The sequence below is a fragment of the Streptomyces guryensis genome (assembly GCF_021261325.1).
GTDB classification, from domain to species: Bacteria; Actinomycetota; Actinomycetes; order Streptomycetales; family Streptomycetaceae; genus Streptomyces; species Streptomyces guryensis.
The window spans coordinates 477060-495957 of sequence record NZ_JAJSBI010000003.1 but is presented as its reverse complement, the minus strand read 5'-3'; the positions used below and the strand labels follow the sequence as shown (position 1 = coordinate 495957).

Here is an 18898-nt window from a genome sequence, read left to right as displayed (position 1 = left end):
CTCCGCCACGTGGGCGCGACCAGCCGCGACGAACCCGCATCCGGCCGCGATCCTCAGCACACCTCTTCGAGATCCCGCCAGTCACGAGAATCCGGGCTATCGGCGACCCACCCGTCCAGCAGCCCCCTCACCAGGGAAGCCGGAGCAGCCACCCCGCATTCCCGCTCGGGCACCCACAACTGCCCATCCGTCCGATGCCCCAACGGCCCCGGATGCCCGGGCTCGCTGTGATCATGGGGATCAAGATGCTCCCCATCACCCTCATCGGACGGCATCCGCGACTCGGAGCACATCCGACACAGCAGTCGCACGGACGACGACCAGTCCTCCGCCGCGAACCCCGCGTCCGCGGCCAGCTGCTCCAAGGCATCCCTGTCCGCCTCCGTGGCGGCCTCCAACAGCACCACCCACGTCGGCACCGGCGACGGCGCCCACAGCTCGATCTCGTCGAACACGGGGTAGGCGTGCCCGGCGGCGGTCGTCCGCTCCCCGTGGGGCACCCCGTCGTGCAGCACGACCTCACCCCACCGGCGCCCGGAGGACGGCAGCGGAATGGACAGGACCTCCATCCGCGCGGGGTCCAGCCGCCGCCCCCACACCACCTCGGCCTCCCCCTCCGGGGAGAGCCGCACGGCAGCGCTGCCCAGCTCCATCCCGACGGGCTCACCGTTCGCCGCGGCGGCCCCCGGCACCCGCAGCCCGTACGCCTGCCAGGACCGCCGGGCCAGCGGCCAGTCCTGCAGGGCGGTGGCCGCGATGCCGACGTTCCACCAGTCGGGGGCGCCGGTCTCCCGGTCCAGCAGCGCGACGGCCCGCAGTCCCGCGGCGCGGGCCTGCTCCCAGTCGTGCCGGAACTTGTGCAGCAGGGCGAGGTTGAACCAGGACTCGGACAGCCAGGGCTCCAGGTCGGCGGCACGTGTCAGCAGCGCGCCCGCGTCCTCGTACCGGCCGTCCCCGATGAGCGTGAAGGCCCGATCGGTGGCCTGCCGCCAGGAGGCGGAGGGCCGGTGCCGTCCCTTGCCGAAGATCCTCACGATTCCCTGCCAGTTCCGTGGAGTGGGCTGGCTAGTGCTGCCCCCGGACACACCCTCTCATTCGCATCCAACCACGTACGGCTGGAAGGGCGCTCATTACCCATGGGTTACCCAGCCGCGGGCAGGGTCAGACAGTCCCGTGCGAGGACCCGGGCCAGCGATTCCACCACTTCGGGCGCATAGTCCCCGGCGGTGGCGAGCCGCAGCTCCTCCAGCGCCGTCAGGGGCCCGCCCGGCCCCGCGTCGCGTGCTTTCTCCTCGTACGCGTTGACGGCTCGCACGATCCGGGCGGCGAGGGGCTGCTCCCGGTAGGGGTCGGCCTGCCGCTCGACGACCACGGCGACCGCCGGGTCCACCCCGGTCTGGCGTACGACGGCCCCGCCGAGCAGGGCGATGCGGCGCTGCTCGGCCGTGGGCAGTACGGCAGTGGCGCCGGCCGGTACCGGGTCGACCAGGCTCAGCTGGCCGATGTCGTGCATGAGGGCGGCGTACTCCAGCACGGTCAGTTCGGGCCGGGTGAGTCCCAGGTCGCGCCCGACGGCGCGGCTGAGGGCGGCCACGCGGCGAGCGTGCCCGGCGGGGGTGTACCCGGCGATCTCGGTGGCGCGGGCCAGGGAGGTGATGGTCTGCCGGTAGGTGGTCCGCACGGCGGCGTACCGGCGGAAGGACAACTGGGTGAGCAGCAGCGGCAGCGAGAACACCGGCAGCGCCCACAGCCCGACGACGGCGACCGCGAGCGCCATCACCGCGCCCGTGGCGCACACGGCCGAGCCGATGCCGAGGAGGGCGTGCAGTTCGTCCCGGAGCAGCGGGCCGAAGGGCCACCGGGTACGGGAGTGTGCGAGCGCGGCGGCGAGCACGGCGTCGCACAGCGCGGTGAGCGCGAGCAGGGCCAGGAGCAGCAGGGCGTAGCCGGGGCCGCGCCATGCGCCGAACGCGCCCCGGTTGTACAGGGGTTGGAAGCAGACGGCGGCGAATCCGACGGTGAGCACGCGCCGCGCGAGGTGGTCGAGCACGGGCCCGCGTCCGCAGGCGATGTGCGGCACGCTGCCGATGAGGGAGGCGGCGAGGACGACGGCGACGACCTGGGTGACACCGTGGTGGGTGGGCTGCCCGGCATCCTCCCCGAGCAGTGCGTACGCCATCGCGCCGGCGGCTCCGAGCGGTGCGGCCTCCCGCACCCGGGCACCGGTCCAGCGGGTGAGCTCGCCGACGGTGACGAGCAGGCCGAAGGCGAGCGCGGTGGGGCGCTCCTCCAGGCCGGCCCGGTGGGTGACGGCGAGGGACACGGCGGCGACCAGGGCGGCACAGGAGTGGATGAGGAGCGTCAGCGGCGGCCGGGCGCTCATCCGAGGGCCCCCGGCCCACTGGAGACGGCCGCGGCAGGCGCGTGAAGGCGTGGTTGCTCCCCCGCCACGACCACCGGCCACTCCCCCAAGGGCCCCCGGCCCGCTGGAAACAACCGCGGCGGGTACGGGAAGGCAGAGTTGCTCCCCCGCCGCGACCACCGGGCGCTCATCCGCGAGCCCCCGGCCCGCTGGAAACGACGGCAGCAGGCGCGAGCAGCCAGACTTGCCCCTCCGCCACGACCACCCGGCACTCCCCCAAGGGCCCCCCGCCCGCTGGAAACAACCGCGGCGCGTACGGGAAGGCAGAGTTGCTCCCCCGCCGCGACCACCGGGCGCTCATCCGCGAGCCCCCGGCCCGCTGGAAACGACGGCAGCAGGCGCGAGCAGCCAGACTTGCCCCTCCGCCACGACCACCCGGCACTCCCCCAAGGGCCCCCCGCCCGCTGGAAACAACCGCGGCGGGTACGGGAAGGCAGAGTTGCTCCCCCGCCGCGACCACCGGGCGCTCATCCGCGGGCTCCGGGCCGGCTGGAGACGGCCGCGGTCGGAGCGGGAAGGCGCGGTTGCTCCTCCGCGGTGACGGCCGGATGCCAGCCGCACCGGCCGAGCGCCTGCACCAGTGCCGCGACCATGCGGGGGTCGAACTGCGCCCCCGCACACCGCTCCAGCTCCTCCAGGGCGACCGGGACGGGCCGGGCGCGCCGGTAGCACCGCGTGGACGTCATCGCGTCGAAGGCGTCCGCGACGGCCACCACCCGTGCCGACTCGGGGATCTGGGTTCCGCGCAGCCCGTACGGGTATCCGCTGCCGTCCAGCCGTTCGTGGTGGTGGAGTACGGCGGCCCGGGCCTCGCCCAGAAAACCGATTCCGCGCACCATTTCGTGGCCGTACTCGGGATGCAGTTCGATCACCCGGCGTTCCTCGGGGGTGAGCGGCCCGTCCTTCCTCAACAGCCGTGTGGGGACGCCGAGTTTGCCCACGTCGTGCAGGATTCCGGCGAACCTGAGGACCTCGACGCGCTCGTCGTCCATGCCGAGTTCCCGGGCGATCATCATGGAGGCCTGGCCGACCCGCTCGCTGTGACCGCGGGTGTACTCGTCCTTGATGTCGACGGCCTGCACCAGCGCCCGGATCGTCGCCTGGTGGGCGGCGCGCTCCCGGTGGTACTGCGTGAACACCCACCAGGACACGCACATCGGCAGCAGCACGAGCAGCGCGGCGACGGGCCCGTACGGGCTGCGCCACAGGACGGCCATCATCAGCCCGGCGAGGCCGTGCACGACCACGGGCGCGAGGGACCGTACGAACAGCCCGCGCCAGGCCCGCCGGACCGGTACCCGCTCGGCCAGCGCGCGGATCCCCCCGTCGAGGGCGGTCAGCACCAGGCAGAAGGCCAGTACCGCGGCGCCCGCGGGCACGAGCGCGTACGGGAAGTGGGAGCCGACGACGGCGTCCCGCCCGCCCAGCGACCAGTGCACGCGGCCCGCGGCCCACACGCCGAGGACCAGCTGGGCGGCGCGCCAGCTCCGCCGCAGCCGGCGCGGCCGCTGGTCGACCCGGGAGAGCAGCGCCCCCGGCAGCGCGACCAGGGCGGCGGCAGGGGGCGGCAGCAGGAAGGCAGCGGCGAGCAGCACCGGGTAGAACGTTCCGGCAAAGCGCCATCGGGCGGCGGCCTGCTCGCAGCCCGCGTACAGCAGGGCGAGCAGGGCGACGGCCCGCCAGGAGGTGTGGACGGCGAGCAGCGGACGCAGGCAGAACAGCGCGCCGAGGACCGTACAGGCGACGTACGCGCGTGCCCGTGCCGGAACCGCCTCCATCACGCCCCTCCCGGCCGAACCTGCTCCGGGTGAGGAGACTAGGGCGAGCCGGGGGGAGTCCGCGGGCTTATGAACCGCGGATTAGCACGTTCGAGTGACGACAGCCCGTTCCAGCCGTTCCGGACGAAGGTCCGGGGGAGTTCAGGACTCCTGCGGGGTCGCGGTGACGTCGTGCTCGGGGACGGCCTGTCCGGAGCGGATCAGGTCGAGCCGCCCGAGGACCTTGGCGCGCAGGTCGGTCGGTACGTCGTCATGGCCGCAGCACCGCTTGACCAGTTTCTTCACGGCCTGCTCCAGGCCGTACTTCTCGAGGCACGGCGAGCACTCCGTGAAGTGCTGCTTGAACTTGTCGCGATCGACGTCCGGCATCTCACTGTCGAGGAACTCGTAGAGATGGTCGAGGACCTCACTGCAGTCCGTCTCGTGCGGCTCTCCGCAGCTCATGAGCCCGAGCCTTTCGCTTCGTCCGACTCTCCGGCGCCGGCCGGGACCAGCCCGCGCTCGCGCGCGTAGTCCTCGAGCATGCCGCGCAGTTGACGGCGGCCCCGGTGCAGCCGGGACATCACCGTACCGATGGGTGTCCCCATGATGTCCGCGATCTCCTTGTACGCAAAGCCCTCGACGTCCGCGAGATACACGGCGATGCGGAACTCCTCGGGGATCGCCTGGAGCGCTTCCTTCACGTCCGAGTCGGGCAGGTGGTCGAGCGCCTGCGACTCCGCGGAGCGCAGACCGGTCGACATGTGCGACTCGGCGCGGGCGAGCTGCCAGTCCTCGATCTCCTCGGCCGCCGAGCGCTGGGGTTCACGCTGCTTCTTGCGGTACGAGTTGATGAAGGTGTTGGTGAGGATCCGGTACAGCCACGCCTTGAGATTGGTGCCTTCGCGGAACTGGTGGAAGGACGCGTACGCCTTGGCGTACATCTCCTGCACCAGGTCCTCGGCGTCGGCCGGGTTGCGCGTCATGCGCAGGGCGGCCGAGTACATCTGGTCGAGGAATTCGAGCGCGTCCCGCTCGAAGCGCGCGCTGCGCTCCGCCGTCGACTCCGCGCTGATGCCCTGGCCCTCGGGCAGCTCCGCCTGGCCGTTGTCGGTCCCTGCGTCGATCCCAGTGACCGGACCCACCTCCTCAAGATTGCGGGCAGCACCGAAACCGGTGTCGCCAGAATCGGAGGATAGACGACGACCCGTCCCCGCCGCCCCCCGAATAGGGGTGGTCTTGGCCGCAGTCAGCACCGTCCAGTCCAGGTCAGTGCGGCTGCTGCGGCTCGGGCATACGGTCGAACCCATGCGGCGGACTCCCTCTCCCACGACGATCGGTGCTGGTCTCCAGCACTTCTGTCCGCCTCAACAGTGACCGCCCGCGCAGCATTCCCAGCCCTCACCCGAGTGACGCGGTCCACTGGGTGACACCGTCCGTGACGATCTCCAGCGCCTGCTCCTGCGAGATCTCCGCCCGCTTCGGCACGGCGAACCCGTGGTCGCCGTGCGGAACCTCGACCAGCTCGTACGCCCCCTCCGGGAACTCCCCGGGCTTTCCGAAGGGGTCGTTGCCGCCCTGTACGACGAGGGTGGGCACCCCGGACCCGAGCAGTTCCTCGGCACGGGACTTCTCGGGCCTGCCCGGCGGGTGCAGTGGAAAGCTGAGGGCGAGGACGGCGTGCGCGCCGAGCTCGGTGGCGGTGCGGCAGGCGACCCGGGCGCCCGCGCTGCGACCACCCGAGATCACCGGCAGTCCGGGCTCGGCGAGCGCGGGCCAGATCCCCCGCCACCCGAGGTCGAGCGTCTTCGGAGCGGGCGCCAGCTTCTTGCCGGCCACCCGCCAGGGTTGCTCGACGAGGGCGACGGTCACTCCGTGTCCCGGCAGGACCCGGGCGAGGGCCTGCAGGTCCCGTGCCCCGATGCCGCCGCCGGCGCCGTGACTGACGGCCAGGACGAGCCGCGGCTGCCCGGCGTGGCGCCAGGTGACGCGCGCCGGGCCGGCATCGGTCTCGACGTCCTGTGTCACTTCTGTCAGATCTGTCACATCAGAAGAGTGTGCCCTCTTCTGGGCCCTCGAGTTCCTTCAGCAGCTCCGGTCCGTTGTTGCGGACGTTGCTGACGGAGATGGACACGGGATAGGCGCGCATCAGCCCGGCGGGCGGCGGCTCCAGCAGCGACCGCAGGCCGTCGGGGTCGGTGCGTGCCGGGTCGAGCCAGGCGTCCCAGCGGTCCGGGGTGAGCATCAGCGGCATCCGGGGGTGGATGTCGGCGAGCGCGTGCGGGCCTTCGGCCGGGGCTACGGCGAGCGGTGTCGTCTCCGCCTCGGTCGTGATCACGGAGCAGGTGACCCACCATGCCTGCGGGTGGTCGTCCGGCAGGGTCTTGTCCCGCCAGAACTCGTACAGCCCGGCCATCGCGAAGACCGACCCGTCGGCGGGCAGCACGAAGTACGGCTGCTTACGAGGCCGCTTCTTCTTCCCCTCGACCTCCAGGTCCCGCTCCTCTTTGGCGGTGACCCACTCGTAGTAGCCGTCGGCGGGGATGATGCAGCGGCGGGAGGTGAAGGCCCGCTTGTACGACGGCTTCTCGTGGACGGTCTCCGCACGCGCGTTGATCATCCGCGCCCCGCCCTCCGGGGTCTTCGACCAGGACGGCACCAGGCCCCACTTCAACTTGCGCAGCTGCCGAACCGGCCGCCGGTCGTCGACGTCCTTGAGAGGGCGGTCCAGGACGGCGTAGACCTCCTTGGTGGGGGCGACGTTGTAGTCGGGCTCCAGGGTCTCCTCGGGTTCCCACTTCTCGACCTCAAAGATTCCTGCGAGATCCTCGGGCCTACGACTCGCTGCATACCGTCCGCACATACGTGCCACACTGCCAGATTCGACACGACTCCAGGGAGCCACAGCCGAACATGCCCACCATCGCATCCGACTCGCTGGCCTCCCTCTGGGACCAGGTCTCCGGCAGCCAGCCGGACCCCGACCTCTGGGTGGTGATCGCGACTCTGGTCGCCGCCCTGGCCGTGGTCGTCCCGCACAACTTCTGGCGCCTCTCGCGCAACGCCATCACCATCGCCCACGAGGGCGGCCACGGCCTGATCGCCCTGCTCACCGGCCGCCAGCTCACGGGCATACGGCTGCACTCCGACACCAGCGGCCTCACCGTCAGCCGCGGCAAGCCGCACGGCCTCGGCATGATCCTCACCGCGGCCGCCGGCTACACCGCTCCCCCACTCCTCGGCCTGGGCGGCGCGGCCCTGCTCGCCGCGGGCCACATCACCCTGCTGCTGTGGCTGGCGACGGCCCTGCTCGTCGCCATGCTGGTGATGATCCGCAACGCGTACGGCGCGCTGACGGTGGTCCTGACCGGCGGCACGTTCCTCCTGGTGTCATGGCTGGCGGGTCCTCAGGTCCAGGCGGCGTTCGCGTACGCGGTGGTGTGGTTCCTGCTGGTCGGCGGAGTACGCCCGGCGTTCGAGCTGCAGGCGAAACGGAGCCGCGGGGGCGCGGGCGACTCGGACGCGGACCAACTGTCACGGCTGACGCATGTACCGGCGGGACTGTGGCTGTTCCTCTTCCACGCGGTGAGCCTGTGCTCGCTGATAGGCGGCGGGCGCTGGCTGCTGGAGGTGTGATCAGCCACCCCAGGGGCGCGGGGAACTGCACGACCAGCCACGATGGCGCGGCAGATGCAGGGCGGCCCGCACAACCCCCTGCTTATAAAGTGGCCCCATGGCGACAACCCCCGCACACACCGCCCTCTGGCCCGCCCCCCTCGCGAGCGGAGCCGTCGACGCGACGGTCCACGTACCGGGGTCCAAATCCGTCACCAACCGCGCCCTCGTCCTGGCGGCGCTGGCGAGCGAACCGGGCTGGCTGCGCCGCCCCCTCCGCTCCCGCGACACCCTGCTGATGGCCGAGGCCCTGCGGGCGATGGGCGTCGACATCGAGGAGGGCGTCGGCCCCGACGGCACCGGCGAGACCTGGCGGGTGCTCCCGACCGGCCTGCACGGCCCGGCCACGGTCGACGTCGGCAACGCAGGCACGGTGATGCGCTTCCTGCCCCCGGTGGCCGCGCTCGCCGACGGCCCCATCCGCTTCGACGGCGACCCGCGGTCGTACGAGCGCCCCCTGAACGGCGTGATCGACGCCCTGCGCGTGCTCGGCGCCCGGATCGACGACGACGGCCGCGGCGCGCTGCCGCTGACGGTGCACGGCGGGGGCGCCCTGGACGGCGGCCCGGTGGAGATCGACGCGTCGTCGTCCTCCCAGTTCGTGAGCGCCCTGCTGCTCTCCGGCCCGCGCTTCAACCAGGGCGTCGAGGTCCGTCACATCGGCGGCTCCCTGCCCTCCCTCCCGCACATCCGCATGACCGTCGACATGCTGCGCGCGGTCGGCGCCCAGGTGGACACTCCGGAGTCGGGCGGCGAGCCCAATGTGTGGCGGGTGACGCCGGGCGCGCTGCTCGGCCGGGACCTGACCATCGAGCCGGACCTGTCCAACGCGCAGCCGTTCCTGGCGGCGGCCCTGGTGACCGGCGGCAAGGTCGTGATCCCCGACTGGCCGTCCCGCACCACGCAGCCCGGCGACAGGCTGCGGGAGATCTTCACCGAGATGGGCGGTACCTGCGAACTGACCGAGTACGGGCTGGAGTTCACCGGTTCGGGCGCGGTCCACGGTATCGACGTGGACCTCAGCGAGGTCGGCGAGCTGACCCCGGGCATCGCCGCGGTCGCGGCCCTCGCGGACTCCCCCTCCACCCTCCGGGGCGTGGCCCATCTGCGGCTGCACGAGACGGACCGGCTGGCCGCGCTCACCAAGGAGATCAACGAGCTCGGCGGTGACGTCACCGAGACCGCCGACGGCCTGCACATCCGCCCGCGCAAGCTGCACGGCGGGATCTTCCACACGTACGAGGACCACCGCATGGCGACGGCCGGCGCGATCATCGGCCTCGCGGTCGGGGGCGTGCAGATCGAGAACGTGGCGACGACGGCCAAGACCCTGCCGGACTTCCCCGACATGTGGGCCGGGATGCTCGAGGCGTAGAGGACGGCAAGGACCAGTCATGCGCCGTTACGGCAAGCACACCGACGAGGACGACATCCGCAGCCGCCCGAACCGCAAGGGCACCCGGCCCCGTACACACATCCGCCCCGCCCACGAGGACGCGGCCGAGGGCATGGTCCTCACCGTCGACCGGGGCCGGCTGACCTGCCTGGTCGACGACCGGATCGTGCTGGCGATGAAGGCCCGCGAACTGGGCCGCAAGGCGGCGATCGTCGGCGACCGTGTGGCCCTCGTCGGCGACCTGTCCGGCAAGAAGGACACCCTCGCGCGCATCGTCCGCATCGGGGAGCGCACCTCGGTCCTGCGCCGCACCGCCGATGACGACGACCCGTACGAGCGCGTGGTCGTCGCCAACGCCGACCAGCTCGCCATCGTCACCGCCCTGGCCGACCCGGAACCCCGCCCGCGCCTCATCGACCGCTGCCTGGTCGCGGCGTTCGACGGCGGACTGACCCCGCTGCTGGTGCTGACGAAGTCGGACCTCGCCCCGCCCGACAAGCTCCTCGAGCTGTACGGCGCCCTCGACATCCCGTACGTCGTGACCAGCCGCGAGGAACTGGAGAACGGCAGCGCGGTGGCCCGCGTGCGCGAGCAACTCGACGGCAGGATCACGGCGTTCGTCGGTCACTCGGGCGTCGGCAAGACGACCCTGGTCAACGCACTGGTCCCGCAGGAACAGCGGCGTTCGACCGGACATGTGAACGCGGTGACGGGCCGAGGCCGCCACACCACCACCTCGGCGCTCGCCCTGCCGCTCGCGGACAGCGACGACGGCTGGGTCATCGACACCCCGGGCGTACGGTCCTTCGGCCTGCACCACATCGACCCGTCCCGCGTCATCCACGCCTTCCCCGACCTGGAACCGGGCACGGAGGGCTGTCCGCGCGCGTGCAGTCACGACGAGCAGGACTGCGCTCTGGACGCGTGGGTCGCCGAGGGCCACGCGGACCCGGCCCGCCTCTATTCACTGCGCCGCCTGCTGTCCACACGGGAGCGCACGGAGGGCGACTGACCTCCACGTTGTTTGTGAGGCCGCCGGCCCGGTAAGTGCATAATCGCACCGAGCCGGACATACGGGAGGACAGCACATGGCGTGGCTGCTGGTAGTGGTGGCCGGGGTGCTCGAAACGGGTTTCGCCGTGTGCCTCAAGCTCTCCCACGGTTTCACCCGCCTGTGGCCGACGATCGCGTTCTGCGTCTTCGCCCTGGGCAGCTTCGGCCTGCTCACCCTGTCCCTGAGGAAGCTGGACGTCGGCCCCGCCTACGCCGTGTGGACCGGCATCGGCGCGGCGGGCACCGCGATCTACGGCATGATCTTCCTCGGCGACCTGGTGTCGACACTGAAGCTCGTCTCGATCAGCCTGGTGATCGTGGGCGTGATCGGCCTCCAGCTCTCGGGTTCCGCGCACTAGACGACTTCGGAGAACCTCGGAACCGTCTGCTGACCCGCGTCAACTCCCGTTCTCCCGGCGCCTACCAGGTCCTGCCCGCACCGCGGCCGAAGCGACCCCTCACACCGTCTGCCGCGGCAGTGCCGAGCGGACCAGGTCCGCCACCCCGCCCTGTCCCGGCGGCGCCGCCACGCAGGACAGGGCAAGCCGTACGACCAGTTCGCAGGAGCGTGCCAGATCCGCCGTGTCCGACTTGACCGCCCCCGGCTTCGACAGCACCGCCACGGCCCGGTCCCGGACGATCGCCACGAAGTCACCGGGGGCCGGCAGCGGACCGTCCGCCCGCCGCTGCGCCGGCACCGCGGAGGAGGACGGCACCGCGGACAGCGTCGGCGAGGGCAGCCGTTCACTCCAACAGCCGGTCAGCATGGCCCGTACGAGTGCGTTCTCGCGCGCCGTGGACGTGGTCCATTCGGCGGTCGCGGTCAGCCGGTCGCGGGCGTCGCTGTGCGTGGCGAGCGCACGCTCGACCCCGGCGAGATAGCCGTCGGCCTCCCTTCTCACGAGCGCCCTGGCGAGCCCCTCCTTGCTGCCGAACTCGTTGTAGAGGGTCTGCCGGGATACTCCGGCCGCCGAGGCGACGTCCACCATCCGTACGGCGGACCATGGTCGGCGCGCCAGCGCCGTGTACGCGGCGTCCAGTAGGGATTCCCGCGCTGCAGGCATCATCGCCTCCCTGGGGCGAGCGGCTCTGCGCCCAGATTTGACGCGCACAAGGGCGCTGTCAAGGGTTCGCGAGCGCACGCGGGGGCGCCCCTCGACCGGCGTGTGCCGGCCCGGAGGCGAACAATGTGCCGCCAAACCGTGAGCATGGCCTGGTGGCCCCAGCGCGACCTCGCCGGATAGCGTTCGTTCCATGCCGGACTACCTCGACGATCTCCGTTTCGCCCACGTCCTCGCGGACGCCGCCGACGCGGCAACGATGTCCCGCTTCAAGGCGCTCGACCTCAAGGTCGAGACGAAACCGGACATGACCCCGGTGAGTGAAGCGGACAAGGCGGCGGAGGAGCTCATCCGCGGCCAGCTCCAGCGCGCCCGCCCCCGCGACGCGGTCCTCGGCGAGGAGTACGGCCTGGACGGCAGCGGCCCCCGCCGATGGGTGATCGACCCGATCGACGGCACCAAGAACTACGTGCGCGGTGTCCCGGTGTGGGCGACCCTGATCTCCCTGATGGAGGCCGGTGAGACCGGCTTCCAGCCCGTCGTCGGCGTCGTCTCCGCCCCCGCTCTGGGCCGCCGCTGGTGGGCCGCGAAGGGCCACGGCGCCTTCACCGGCCGCAGCCTCTCCTCCGCCTCCCGTCTGCAGGTCTCCCGCGTCGCGAAGCTGTCGGACGCCTCGTTCGCCTACTCCTCCCTGACCGGCTGGGAGGACCAGGGCCGGCTGGGCGGCTTCCTGGACCTGACCCGCGAGGTGTGGCGCACGCGCGCGTACGGCGACTTCTGGCCGTACATGCTGGTCGCCGAGGGCGCGGTCGACATCTGCGCCGAGCCGGAGCTCTCCCTCTGGGACATGGCCGCCAACACGATCATCGTCACCGAGGCCGGCGGCGCCTTCACCGGCCTCGACGGCCGCCCGGGCCCGCACAGCGGCAACGCGGCCGCGTCGAACGGCCTGCTGCACGACGAGTTGCTGGGCTATCTCAATGAGCGCTACTGAGGCGCACGCGCAAAAGCACAGATGAGCGCGTGCGCCCTCAATTGGCCGCACGCGCCCTCTTGTTGACCCCCGCTTTACCTGCGACTCTGAGAGTCCCCCCACTTGTGAACTTGTGAATCCTGGAACCAAGTGGATTCCTTTGGAGGTGGCTCCGTCCATGCTCGTCCGCGACGCCATGAGCACGGTGGTTCTGACCATCGGGCCCGCCCACACCCTCCGCCAGGCCGCAGCCCTGATGTCCGCCCGCCGTGTCGGCGCGGCCCTGGTCCTCGACCCGGACGCCGGCGGTATCGGCATCCTCACCGAACGCGACATCCTCAACTCCGTCGGCCTGGGCCAGAGCCCCGACACCGAGCGAGCCCACGACCACACCACCAACGACGTCGTCTTCGCCGCCCCGTCCTGGACGCTGGAGGAGGCGGCCCGCGCCATGGCCCACGGCGGTTTCCGCCATCTCATCGTCCTCGACCGGGGCGAGCCGGCCGGCATCGTCTCGGTCCGCGACATCATCCGCTGCTGGGCACCGGCCCGCCAGCACGTGCCCGCCTGACCGCGCGGGGGGACCGGAAGCCCGCATTGGACTCAGTCCAAGTCGAGCAGCGATCCAAACTCACACCTGTTCGGAAAGTGGTCCCCCTGCTGTTAGGCTGGATTTCATGAGTGACCTTCTGGAACGGCTGCGCGGACGCGGATGGCGGATGACCGCGCAGCGGCGCGTCGTGGCCGAGGTTCTCGGCGGCGAGCACGTGCATCTCACCGCCGACGAGGTCCACTCCCGGGCCGTCGCCAAGCTGCCCGAGATCTCCCGCGCGACCGTCTACAACACGCTGGGCGAGCTGGTCTCCCTCGGCGAGGTGCTCGAGGTCTCCACCGACAAGCGCGCCAAGCGGTACGACCCGAACGCGCACCGTCCGCACCACCACCTGGTCTGCGCCCAGTGCGGCGCGATCCGCGACGTCCACCCGAGCGGCAACCCGCTCGCCGACCTCCCCGACACGGAGCGCTTCGGTTTCACCGTCTCGGACGTCGAGGTCACGTACCGCGGCATCTGCCCGAACTGCGCGGCGGCGTAACCGCCCCGCGGACAGAGGACCCCCGCACACCGGAAACCCCGGACGGGAAACACCGAGGGCCGGAATCCATCTCTGGATTCCGGCCCTCGGCCTTCAGTAGCGGGGACAGGATTTGAACCTGCGACCTCTGGGTTATGAGCCCAGCGAGCTACCGAGCTGCTCCACCCCGCGTCGGTGAACCCAACATTACGTGAAGGGCGCGGCCAGAGGCAAATCGGTTGTCCACCCCACCTGGCCTGCGGGCAGTGCCGCTGGGGCGGCACCCGTCCCACGGCACCTCGCCGGCGCGGGCAAGCAAACCGCTGTGCCGCCGCGCCCTACGCCGACAGCTCCTCCCGCAACGCATCCCGCAGCCGGGCCGCCCGCTCGGACACCTCCGGCGGCCCCAGGGACACCGCCCGGTCCGCCCACCGCTGCCCCTCCGCCAGCTCACCCCGACGCGCGTAGACCAGGGCCAGCCGCAGCGCCGCCCGGCCGTGCCCCGCGTCGGCGGCCCGCGTCCACCACACGGCTGCCTCCGGCTCGCTCCCCTCGCGGGCCAGCAGCAGCCCGAGGTTGAAGGCGCCGTTGCGGGACCCCGCCTCGGCGGCCGCCCGGTACCAGCGCGCCGCCTCCACCACGTCACCCCGGGCCGCGGCCATCATCCCGACCCGCACCTGCGCCCGCCGGTGCCCCTGGGACGCCGCACGCTCGTACCACTCCTCGCACTCGGTCTTCTCGTGCACGGACTCCCCGAGCTCATGCGGGGGCGCAGGCGGTCGCCGGGCGTCCAGTACGGTCGCCAGCCGGTACGCGGCCTCCGCGCTGCCGCCTCCGGCCGCGCAGCGCAGGTGCCGCTCCGCCGCCCGCTCGTCCCCGTCCCGCAGCCGCGCCATGCCGACCTGCAGTGCCGCCTCGGTGTGCCCGGCGGCAGCGGCCCGCTCGTACCAGCGCAGCGCCACCTCGTCCTCGGCCCGCCCGGCGTGCAGGATCCCCAGGTTGAACGCGGCGTCCACGCTCCCGGCCTCGGCGGCCTTGGAGAACCACGGCTCGGCGCCGGTGGTGTCCCCGCCCTGCAGCAGCAGGATCGCCAGCGCGTTCGCCGCCTCCCGGTGCCCGGCGTACGCGGCCCGGCGGTACCACTGCTCGGCCTGTGCGGTCCGCCCCTGCTCGGCGCAGAGCAGCCCGAGGTTGTAGGCGCCGTTGTCGTCCCCGGCGTCCATCGCCGCCCGGTACCAGCGCTCGGCGGTCTGCGTCTCCCCGCGCTCGGCGTGCAGGGCCCCGAGCGCGTTGGCCGCGTTGCCGTCGCCGTCCTGCGCGCCCCGGAGCCACCACACGGCGGCGCTCTCGGTGTCGCCGGCGTCCCGCAGCAGGAAGCCCAGCGCGCAGGCGGCCCGCGCCTCCCCGTCCTTCGCGGACGTCAGATACCAGCGCCCGGCCTCCTTGAGCTCTCCGCGCTTCTCCAGGATCGCCCCGAGGTGCAGCGCGGCCCGCCGGTGGCCGCGCGCGGCGGCCTGCCTGTAGAACTGCTCGGCCTGCGCGAGCAGTTCGACACCGTTGTCGGCCCCGTCCTCTCCCTGGCCGGCCGCCTTGCGGTCGAGCGCTCGCGCCAGGCGGTACGCCGCCTCCCGGTGCCCTCGCTCCGCCGCGGACCGCATCCAGGCCTCGGCGCCGGTGTCCCCGCGGTGCTCCAGCAGATCGGCGAGCGCGTAGGCGCCCAGGGCGTGCCCCTGCTCGGCGGACTGCCGCAGCCAGTACTCGGCGGCGGGCTCGTCCCCGCGCTCGCGGTGATGGCGCCCCAGCGCGTGCGCGGCCGCCGCGGACCCGGCCACGGCGGCGATCCGCCACCATCCGGCGGCGTCGTCGGCGTACCCGCGCTGATGGAGAAGGACCCCCAGGTTGTTGGCGGCGGCGCGGTCCCCCGCGGCGGTGGCGGCACGCAGATGGGGCTCGGCTCCGTCGAGATCACCGCGGCGCAGCAGCATGGCCCCGAGGACACTCATCGCCTCGACGTCGCCGGCATCGGCGGCGAGCCGCTGACGAACTTCCTCGACGGCCTCCTCAGCCGCCTCCCCGGCTTCGCCCGGTTCGGAAGGCTGCACAAATCGCCCTGTCTCGAACAGAGTTGCCTTGTCCCCCATAACGTCCATCGTCGCACCACCTGCAACCTGGGTACACCTGGTATACCGCAGCCAGTGAGGTCACTTCAGCGTTTTGTCGACATGCCCACAGAGAGACAAGTCAAACACAGTTCTCCCAACTCCCCGAGGCGGCATGACGATCCCCCTGACCGGCACATGCGTTCGCACATCACGAAGGCCCGGATCCTTGAGGATCCGGGCCTTCGACTGCAGTAGCGGGGACAGGATTTGAACCTGCGACCTCTGGGTTATGAGCCCAGCGAGCTACCGAGCTGCTCCACCCCGCGTCGTTGTGTGCCAACCGTACCACGACGCGGGGCGGGCATGATCAGCCGCTGCCGGAGCTGCCGCTGGGGCTCGGACTGGGGCTGCTGCTGCTCTTGCTGCCGCCACTCGTCCTGTCGGCCTTGGACTGCGCGTCCTCGGCCCGCTTGAGGGCGTCCGCCAGGTCCTTCTGCGCCTGGCCGTACGCCGTCCAGTCGTTCTTCTTCAGAGCTTCCTGACCGGCGTCGAAGGCCTTCTGGGCGTCGTTCAGCGCCTGTTGGACCGTGGGATTGCCGGACGTCGGCGGCTTGGTCGTCCCCGTGTCCGGCGGCGGGGTGGGCGTACTCTCCGCTCCGAAGACCTTGTTGAGGGCCTCGTCGAGGGTGTTCTCGAAGGCGGTCTGGTCGCCGTAGCTGACCAACACCTTCCGCAGCAGGGGGTACTTGAGTCCACCACCGCGTACGTAGACCGGCTCCACGTACAGCAGTCCTCCGTCGAGCGGGACGGTCAGCAGGTTGCCGTACTCGATGTCGGAGTCGCCGCCCTTCAGCAGCTTGATCGACTCGGCGATGTCCTGTTCGGAGTTGAACTGGCTCTGGACCTGTTTGGGTCCGTCGACCGTGGTGCTCGTCGGCAGTTTCAGGACTCTGATCTTGCCGTAGTCGGGGGTGCCCGCCTCGGCGTCGACCGTCATGAACGCACTCAGGTTGTCCCGGCCGTTGGGTGTGAACGTCGTCGTCAGCGAGAACGCCTGCGAGGACTGGTCGGGCATCTTCATGCTCAGGTAGTACGGCGGCACCGCGTTGCCCGACTTGTTGGTCGGGTCGTCCGGGACCTGCCACACCTCGCTGCCGCTGAGGAAGGTCGTCGGGTTGGTGACGTGGTAGCGGGTCAGCAGCTCGCGCTGGACCTTGAACAGGTCCTGCGGGTAACGCAGATGGTCCATCAGCGACTGCGAGATGGCGGTCCTGGGCTCGACCGTGCCCGGGAAGGCCTTCATCCAGGTCTTCAGGACCGGGTCCTTGGTGTCCCACTGGTAGAGCTTGACCTCGCCGGTGTACGCGTCGACGGTCGCCTTCACCGAGTTGCGGATGTAGTTGACCTGGTTCTGCTGGGCCACCACAGCGCGCGAGTTGTTGTTCGCGGTCAGCGAGTCGGCCGTGGTGTCACCGAGAGTCGTACGGGAGGCGTACGGGTATCCGTTGGTCGTCGTGTACGCGTCGACGATCCACTGGATCTTGTGGTCCACGACAGCCGGATAGGCGTCTCCGTCGATGGTCAGCCACGGTGCGACGGCCTCGACGCGCTCCTTCGGGGTGCGGTTGTAAAGGATCCGCGAACCCTCCCCGATGGCGCCGGAGTAGAGGATCTGCGGCTCGTTGAACGCCACCGCGTACGCGGCCCGGTTGATCGGGTTGTCGAGGTTGACACCGCTCTTGCCCTTGTAGCTGGTGGTCTTCTCACCGCTGTCGTCGGAGTAGTCGATCTCCTTCTGGGGACCGCCGACGATCGAGTACGTGGTGGTCTTCTCGCCGTAGTAGACCTGCTGTTCGTACGTCCCGAGGTCACCGGTGGACGGCAGGTCCGACTCGGTGAAGACGGGCTGGCCGTTGGCGTCGGCGGCCGTGCCCTTGGCGGCGACCACGCCGTAGCCGTGGGTGTAGCGGAAGTGGTCGTTGATCCAGTTGTTCTTCGGGATGCCGTCGAGGTTCAGCTCGCGCAGACCGATGACCGTGTCCTGGTCCTTACCGTCCTTGCCGTACCGGTCGACGTCCAGGTTGGTCGGGAACGCGTAGTAGTTCCTGATCTGCTGGAGCTGCTGGAACGTGGGCGAGACGATGTTCGGGTCCAGGATGCGGATGCTCGCCGTGGAGTCGACGTCGTCGCGCAGCGTGGACTTGTCCTTGGTCTTGCTTGTTCCCGAGTAGTCGGAGACCTTGGCGCCGTCGATGCCGTAGGCCTCACGTGTGGCCTTGAGGTTCTTCTGGACGTACGGCGCTTCCTTGGCCTGCTCGTTGGGCTGGACCTGGAACTTCTGGACGATCGCCGGGTACAGACCGCCGATGAGGATCGCCGAGAGCACCATCAGGCCGAAGCCGATCACGGGCAGCTGCCAGGTGCGCCGCCACAGGGTGGCGAAGAACAGCAGCGCGCAGATGACGGCGATGCAGAACAGGATCGTCTTCGCCGGCAGATAGGCGTTCGCGTCCACATACCGCAGGCCGGTCCAGTTGCCCGTCGCCTTGAAGTCGCTGGACTTGACCGCGAGTCCGTACCGGTCGAGCCAGTACGCGACGGCCTTGAGCGCGACGAAGATGCCCAGCAGTACCGAGAGGTGGCCCGTCGCGGCGGCGGTGGCGCGCGCGCCCGGGGAGGTGATCCTGAGACCGCCGTACAGGTAGTGCGTGAGCGCGGCGGCGATCAGGGAGAGGATCGCGGCGGCGAAGCCGAAGCCGAGCAGGAAGCGGTACCAGGGCAGGTCGAAGGCGTAGAAGGAGACGTCGAGGTGGAACTGCGGGTCCTTCTGGTGGAAGGGCACGCCGTTGACCCACATCAGCCAGGTGCGCCACTGGCTGGACGCCGAGGCGCCGGCGATCAGACCGACCAGGGCGGTGATCCCGAGCAACAGCCAGGTCTTGTACGGGGCGATGCCCATCCGGTAGCGGTCGAGGCTCTGCTGCTCCATCGACATGGCGCTCAGCGGCGGTCGCAGCCGGTGCGCCAGCCAGACGTTGAAGCCGACCGCGAGGGCCATCAGCAGACCGAAGACGAAGAACAGTCCGATCTTGGTCCACAGGGTGGTGGTGAAGACGGACGAGTACTTCACGGAGCGGTACCAGAGCCAGTCCGTCCAGAAGCCCGCGAACATGGTGAACGCCATGCCGAGTACGGCAAGGACGCCCATGGTCATGAGCAGGGTCCGGACTCGCCGGGACGGGCGGCCCACTCTGATCCGTGGCCCCGTCGGGCCTCCGCCGCGGTCCGGCATCTGGAAAGCCAAGGTGCGCACCTCGAAGTCGCTGTCGGTTCGTCAGGCCCCCGCGTGTTCGTGAGCCCCTCCGTGGCCCCCCGTGATCGCGGGC

At 71.1% G+C, this 18898-nt stretch carries 17 protein-coding genes and 2 tRNA genes; 7 read left to right on the top strand and 12 right to left on the bottom strand.

What is annotated here, in order from left to right:
* Positions 1-53: 53 nt before the first annotated feature.
* The 7 genes from LJ657_RS09220 to LJ657_RS09190 all read right to left on the bottom strand — a co-directional run bounded on the left by LJ657_RS09220 (position 54) and on the right by LJ657_RS09190 (position 7042).
* Positions 54-1034, bottom strand: coding sequence for a tetratricopeptide repeat protein (locus LJ657_RS09220; RefSeq protein WP_115906028.1), 981 nt, complete (start codon positions 1032-1034; stop codon positions 54-56).
* A gap of 107 nt (positions 1035-1141) precedes the next feature.
* Positions 1142-2383: an HD-GYP domain-containing protein gene (locus LJ657_RS09215; protein WP_232647903.1), complete on the bottom strand. Its 1242-nt coding sequence runs from the start codon at positions 2381-2383 to the stop codon at positions 1142-1144.
* A gap of 506 nt (positions 2384-2889) precedes the next feature.
* The gene (locus LJ657_RS09210) at positions 2890-4200 is read right to left on the bottom strand and encodes an HD-GYP domain-containing protein (protein WP_232647902.1); all 1311 of its coding nucleotides are present in this window, start codon (positions 4198-4200) and stop codon (positions 2890-2892) included.
* Positions 4201-4341: 141 nt separating this feature from the next.
* Positions 4342-4644, bottom strand: coding sequence for a mycothiol system anti-sigma-R factor (gene rsrA, locus LJ657_RS09205; RefSeq protein WP_232647901.1), 303 nt, complete (start codon positions 4642-4644; stop codon positions 4342-4344).
* Positions 4641-5324 (bottom strand): RNA polymerase sigma factor SigR, encoded by a 684-nt coding sequence (gene sigR / locus LJ657_RS09200; protein WP_232647900.1) that lies wholly within the window; start codon positions 5322-5324, stop codon positions 4641-4643. The genes rsrA and sigR overlap by 4 nt, the downstream gene beginning before the upstream one ends.
* A gap of 256 nt (positions 5325-5580) precedes the next feature.
* The gene (locus tag LJ657_RS09195; protein ID WP_372487868.1) at positions 5581-6207 is read right to left on the bottom strand and encodes an alpha/beta hydrolase family protein; all 627 of its coding nucleotides are present in this window, start codon (positions 6205-6207) and stop codon (positions 5581-5583) included.
* 19 nt (positions 6208-6226) lie between these two features.
* Entirely contained in the window at positions 6227-7042 is an 816-nt protein-coding gene (locus LJ657_RS09190) for an SOS response-associated peptidase (RefSeq protein WP_232647898.1), read from the bottom strand.
* A 50-nt stretch (positions 7043-7092) separates the two neighbouring features.
* On the opposite strand from LJ657_RS09190, the gene LJ657_RS09185 reads away from it, so the two are divergent.
* The 4 genes from LJ657_RS09185 (at position 7093) to LJ657_RS09170 (ending at position 10662) form a co-directional block, all read left to right on the top strand.
* Complete coding sequence (locus LJ657_RS09185; RefSeq protein WP_232647897.1) at positions 7093-7815, top strand: M50 family metallopeptidase; 723 nt, start codon at positions 7093-7095, stop codon at positions 7813-7815.
* 97 nt (positions 7816-7912) lie between these two features.
* On the top strand, positions 7913-9229 hold the full coding sequence (gene aroA / locus LJ657_RS09180; protein ID WP_232647896.1) for a 3-phosphoshikimate 1-carboxyvinyltransferase: 1317 nt from the start codon (positions 7913-7915) through the stop codon (positions 9227-9229).
* Positions 9230-9248: 19 nt separating this feature from the next.
* Positions 9249-10262 (top strand): ribosome small subunit-dependent GTPase A, encoded by a 1014-nt coding sequence (rsgA, locus tag LJ657_RS09175; RefSeq protein ID WP_232647895.1) that lies wholly within the window; start codon positions 9249-9251, stop codon positions 10260-10262.
* A gap of 76 nt (positions 10263-10338) precedes the next feature.
* Positions 10339-10662 (top strand): DMT family transporter, encoded by a 324-nt coding sequence (locus LJ657_RS09170; protein ID WP_232647894.1) that lies wholly within the window; start codon positions 10339-10341, stop codon positions 10660-10662.
* Positions 10663-10761: 99 nt separating this feature from the next.
* Here LJ657_RS09170 and LJ657_RS09165 read toward each other — a convergent pair whose 3' ends face one another.
* Entirely contained in the window at positions 10762-11370 is a 609-nt protein-coding gene (locus tag LJ657_RS09165; RefSeq protein ID WP_232647893.1) for a TetR/AcrR family transcriptional regulator, read from the bottom strand.
* 187 nt (positions 11371-11557) lie between these two features.
* Here LJ657_RS09165 and hisN point away from each other — a divergent pair, with 187 nt between their 5' ends.
* The 3 genes from hisN (at position 11558) to LJ657_RS09150 (ending at position 13431) form a co-directional block, all read left to right on the top strand.
* A complete protein-coding gene (gene hisN / locus LJ657_RS09160; protein ID WP_232647892.1) occupies positions 11558-12358 on the top strand; it encodes a histidinol-phosphatase in 801 nt (266 codons plus the stop codon).
* A gap of 157 nt (positions 12359-12515) precedes the next feature.
* Entirely contained in the window at positions 12516-12908 is a 393-nt protein-coding gene (locus tag LJ657_RS09155) for a CBS domain-containing protein (RefSeq protein WP_232647891.1), read from the top strand.
* A gap of 106 nt (positions 12909-13014) precedes the next feature.
* Positions 13015-13431 (top strand): Fur family transcriptional regulator, encoded by a 417-nt coding sequence (locus LJ657_RS09150; protein WP_232647890.1) that lies wholly within the window; start codon positions 13015-13017, stop codon positions 13429-13431.
* A gap of 97 nt (positions 13432-13528) precedes the next feature.
* Here the strand turns inward: LJ657_RS09150 and LJ657_RS09145 are convergent.
* From LJ657_RS09145 to LJ657_RS09130, 4 genes are all read right to left on the bottom strand, one after another.
* A tRNA-Met gene (locus tag LJ657_RS09145) sits at positions 13529-13602 on the bottom strand.
* 146 nt (positions 13603-13748) lie between these two features.
* Positions 13749-15560 carry a tetratricopeptide repeat protein gene (locus tag LJ657_RS09140; protein ID WP_232647889.1) on the bottom strand — a complete coding sequence of 604 codons (1812 nt, stop codon included), beginning with the start codon at positions 15558-15560 and terminating at the stop codon, positions 13749-13751.
* A 204-nt stretch (positions 15561-15764) separates the two neighbouring features.
* Positions 15765-15838 (bottom strand) — tRNA-Met (locus LJ657_RS09135).
* Between the two features lie 41 nt (positions 15839-15879).
* Positions 15880-18825 (bottom strand): UPF0182 family membrane protein, encoded by a 2946-nt coding sequence (locus LJ657_RS09130; protein ID WP_232647888.1) that lies wholly within the window; start codon positions 18823-18825, stop codon positions 15880-15882.
* Between the last annotated feature and the right edge of the window lie 73 nt (positions 18826-18898).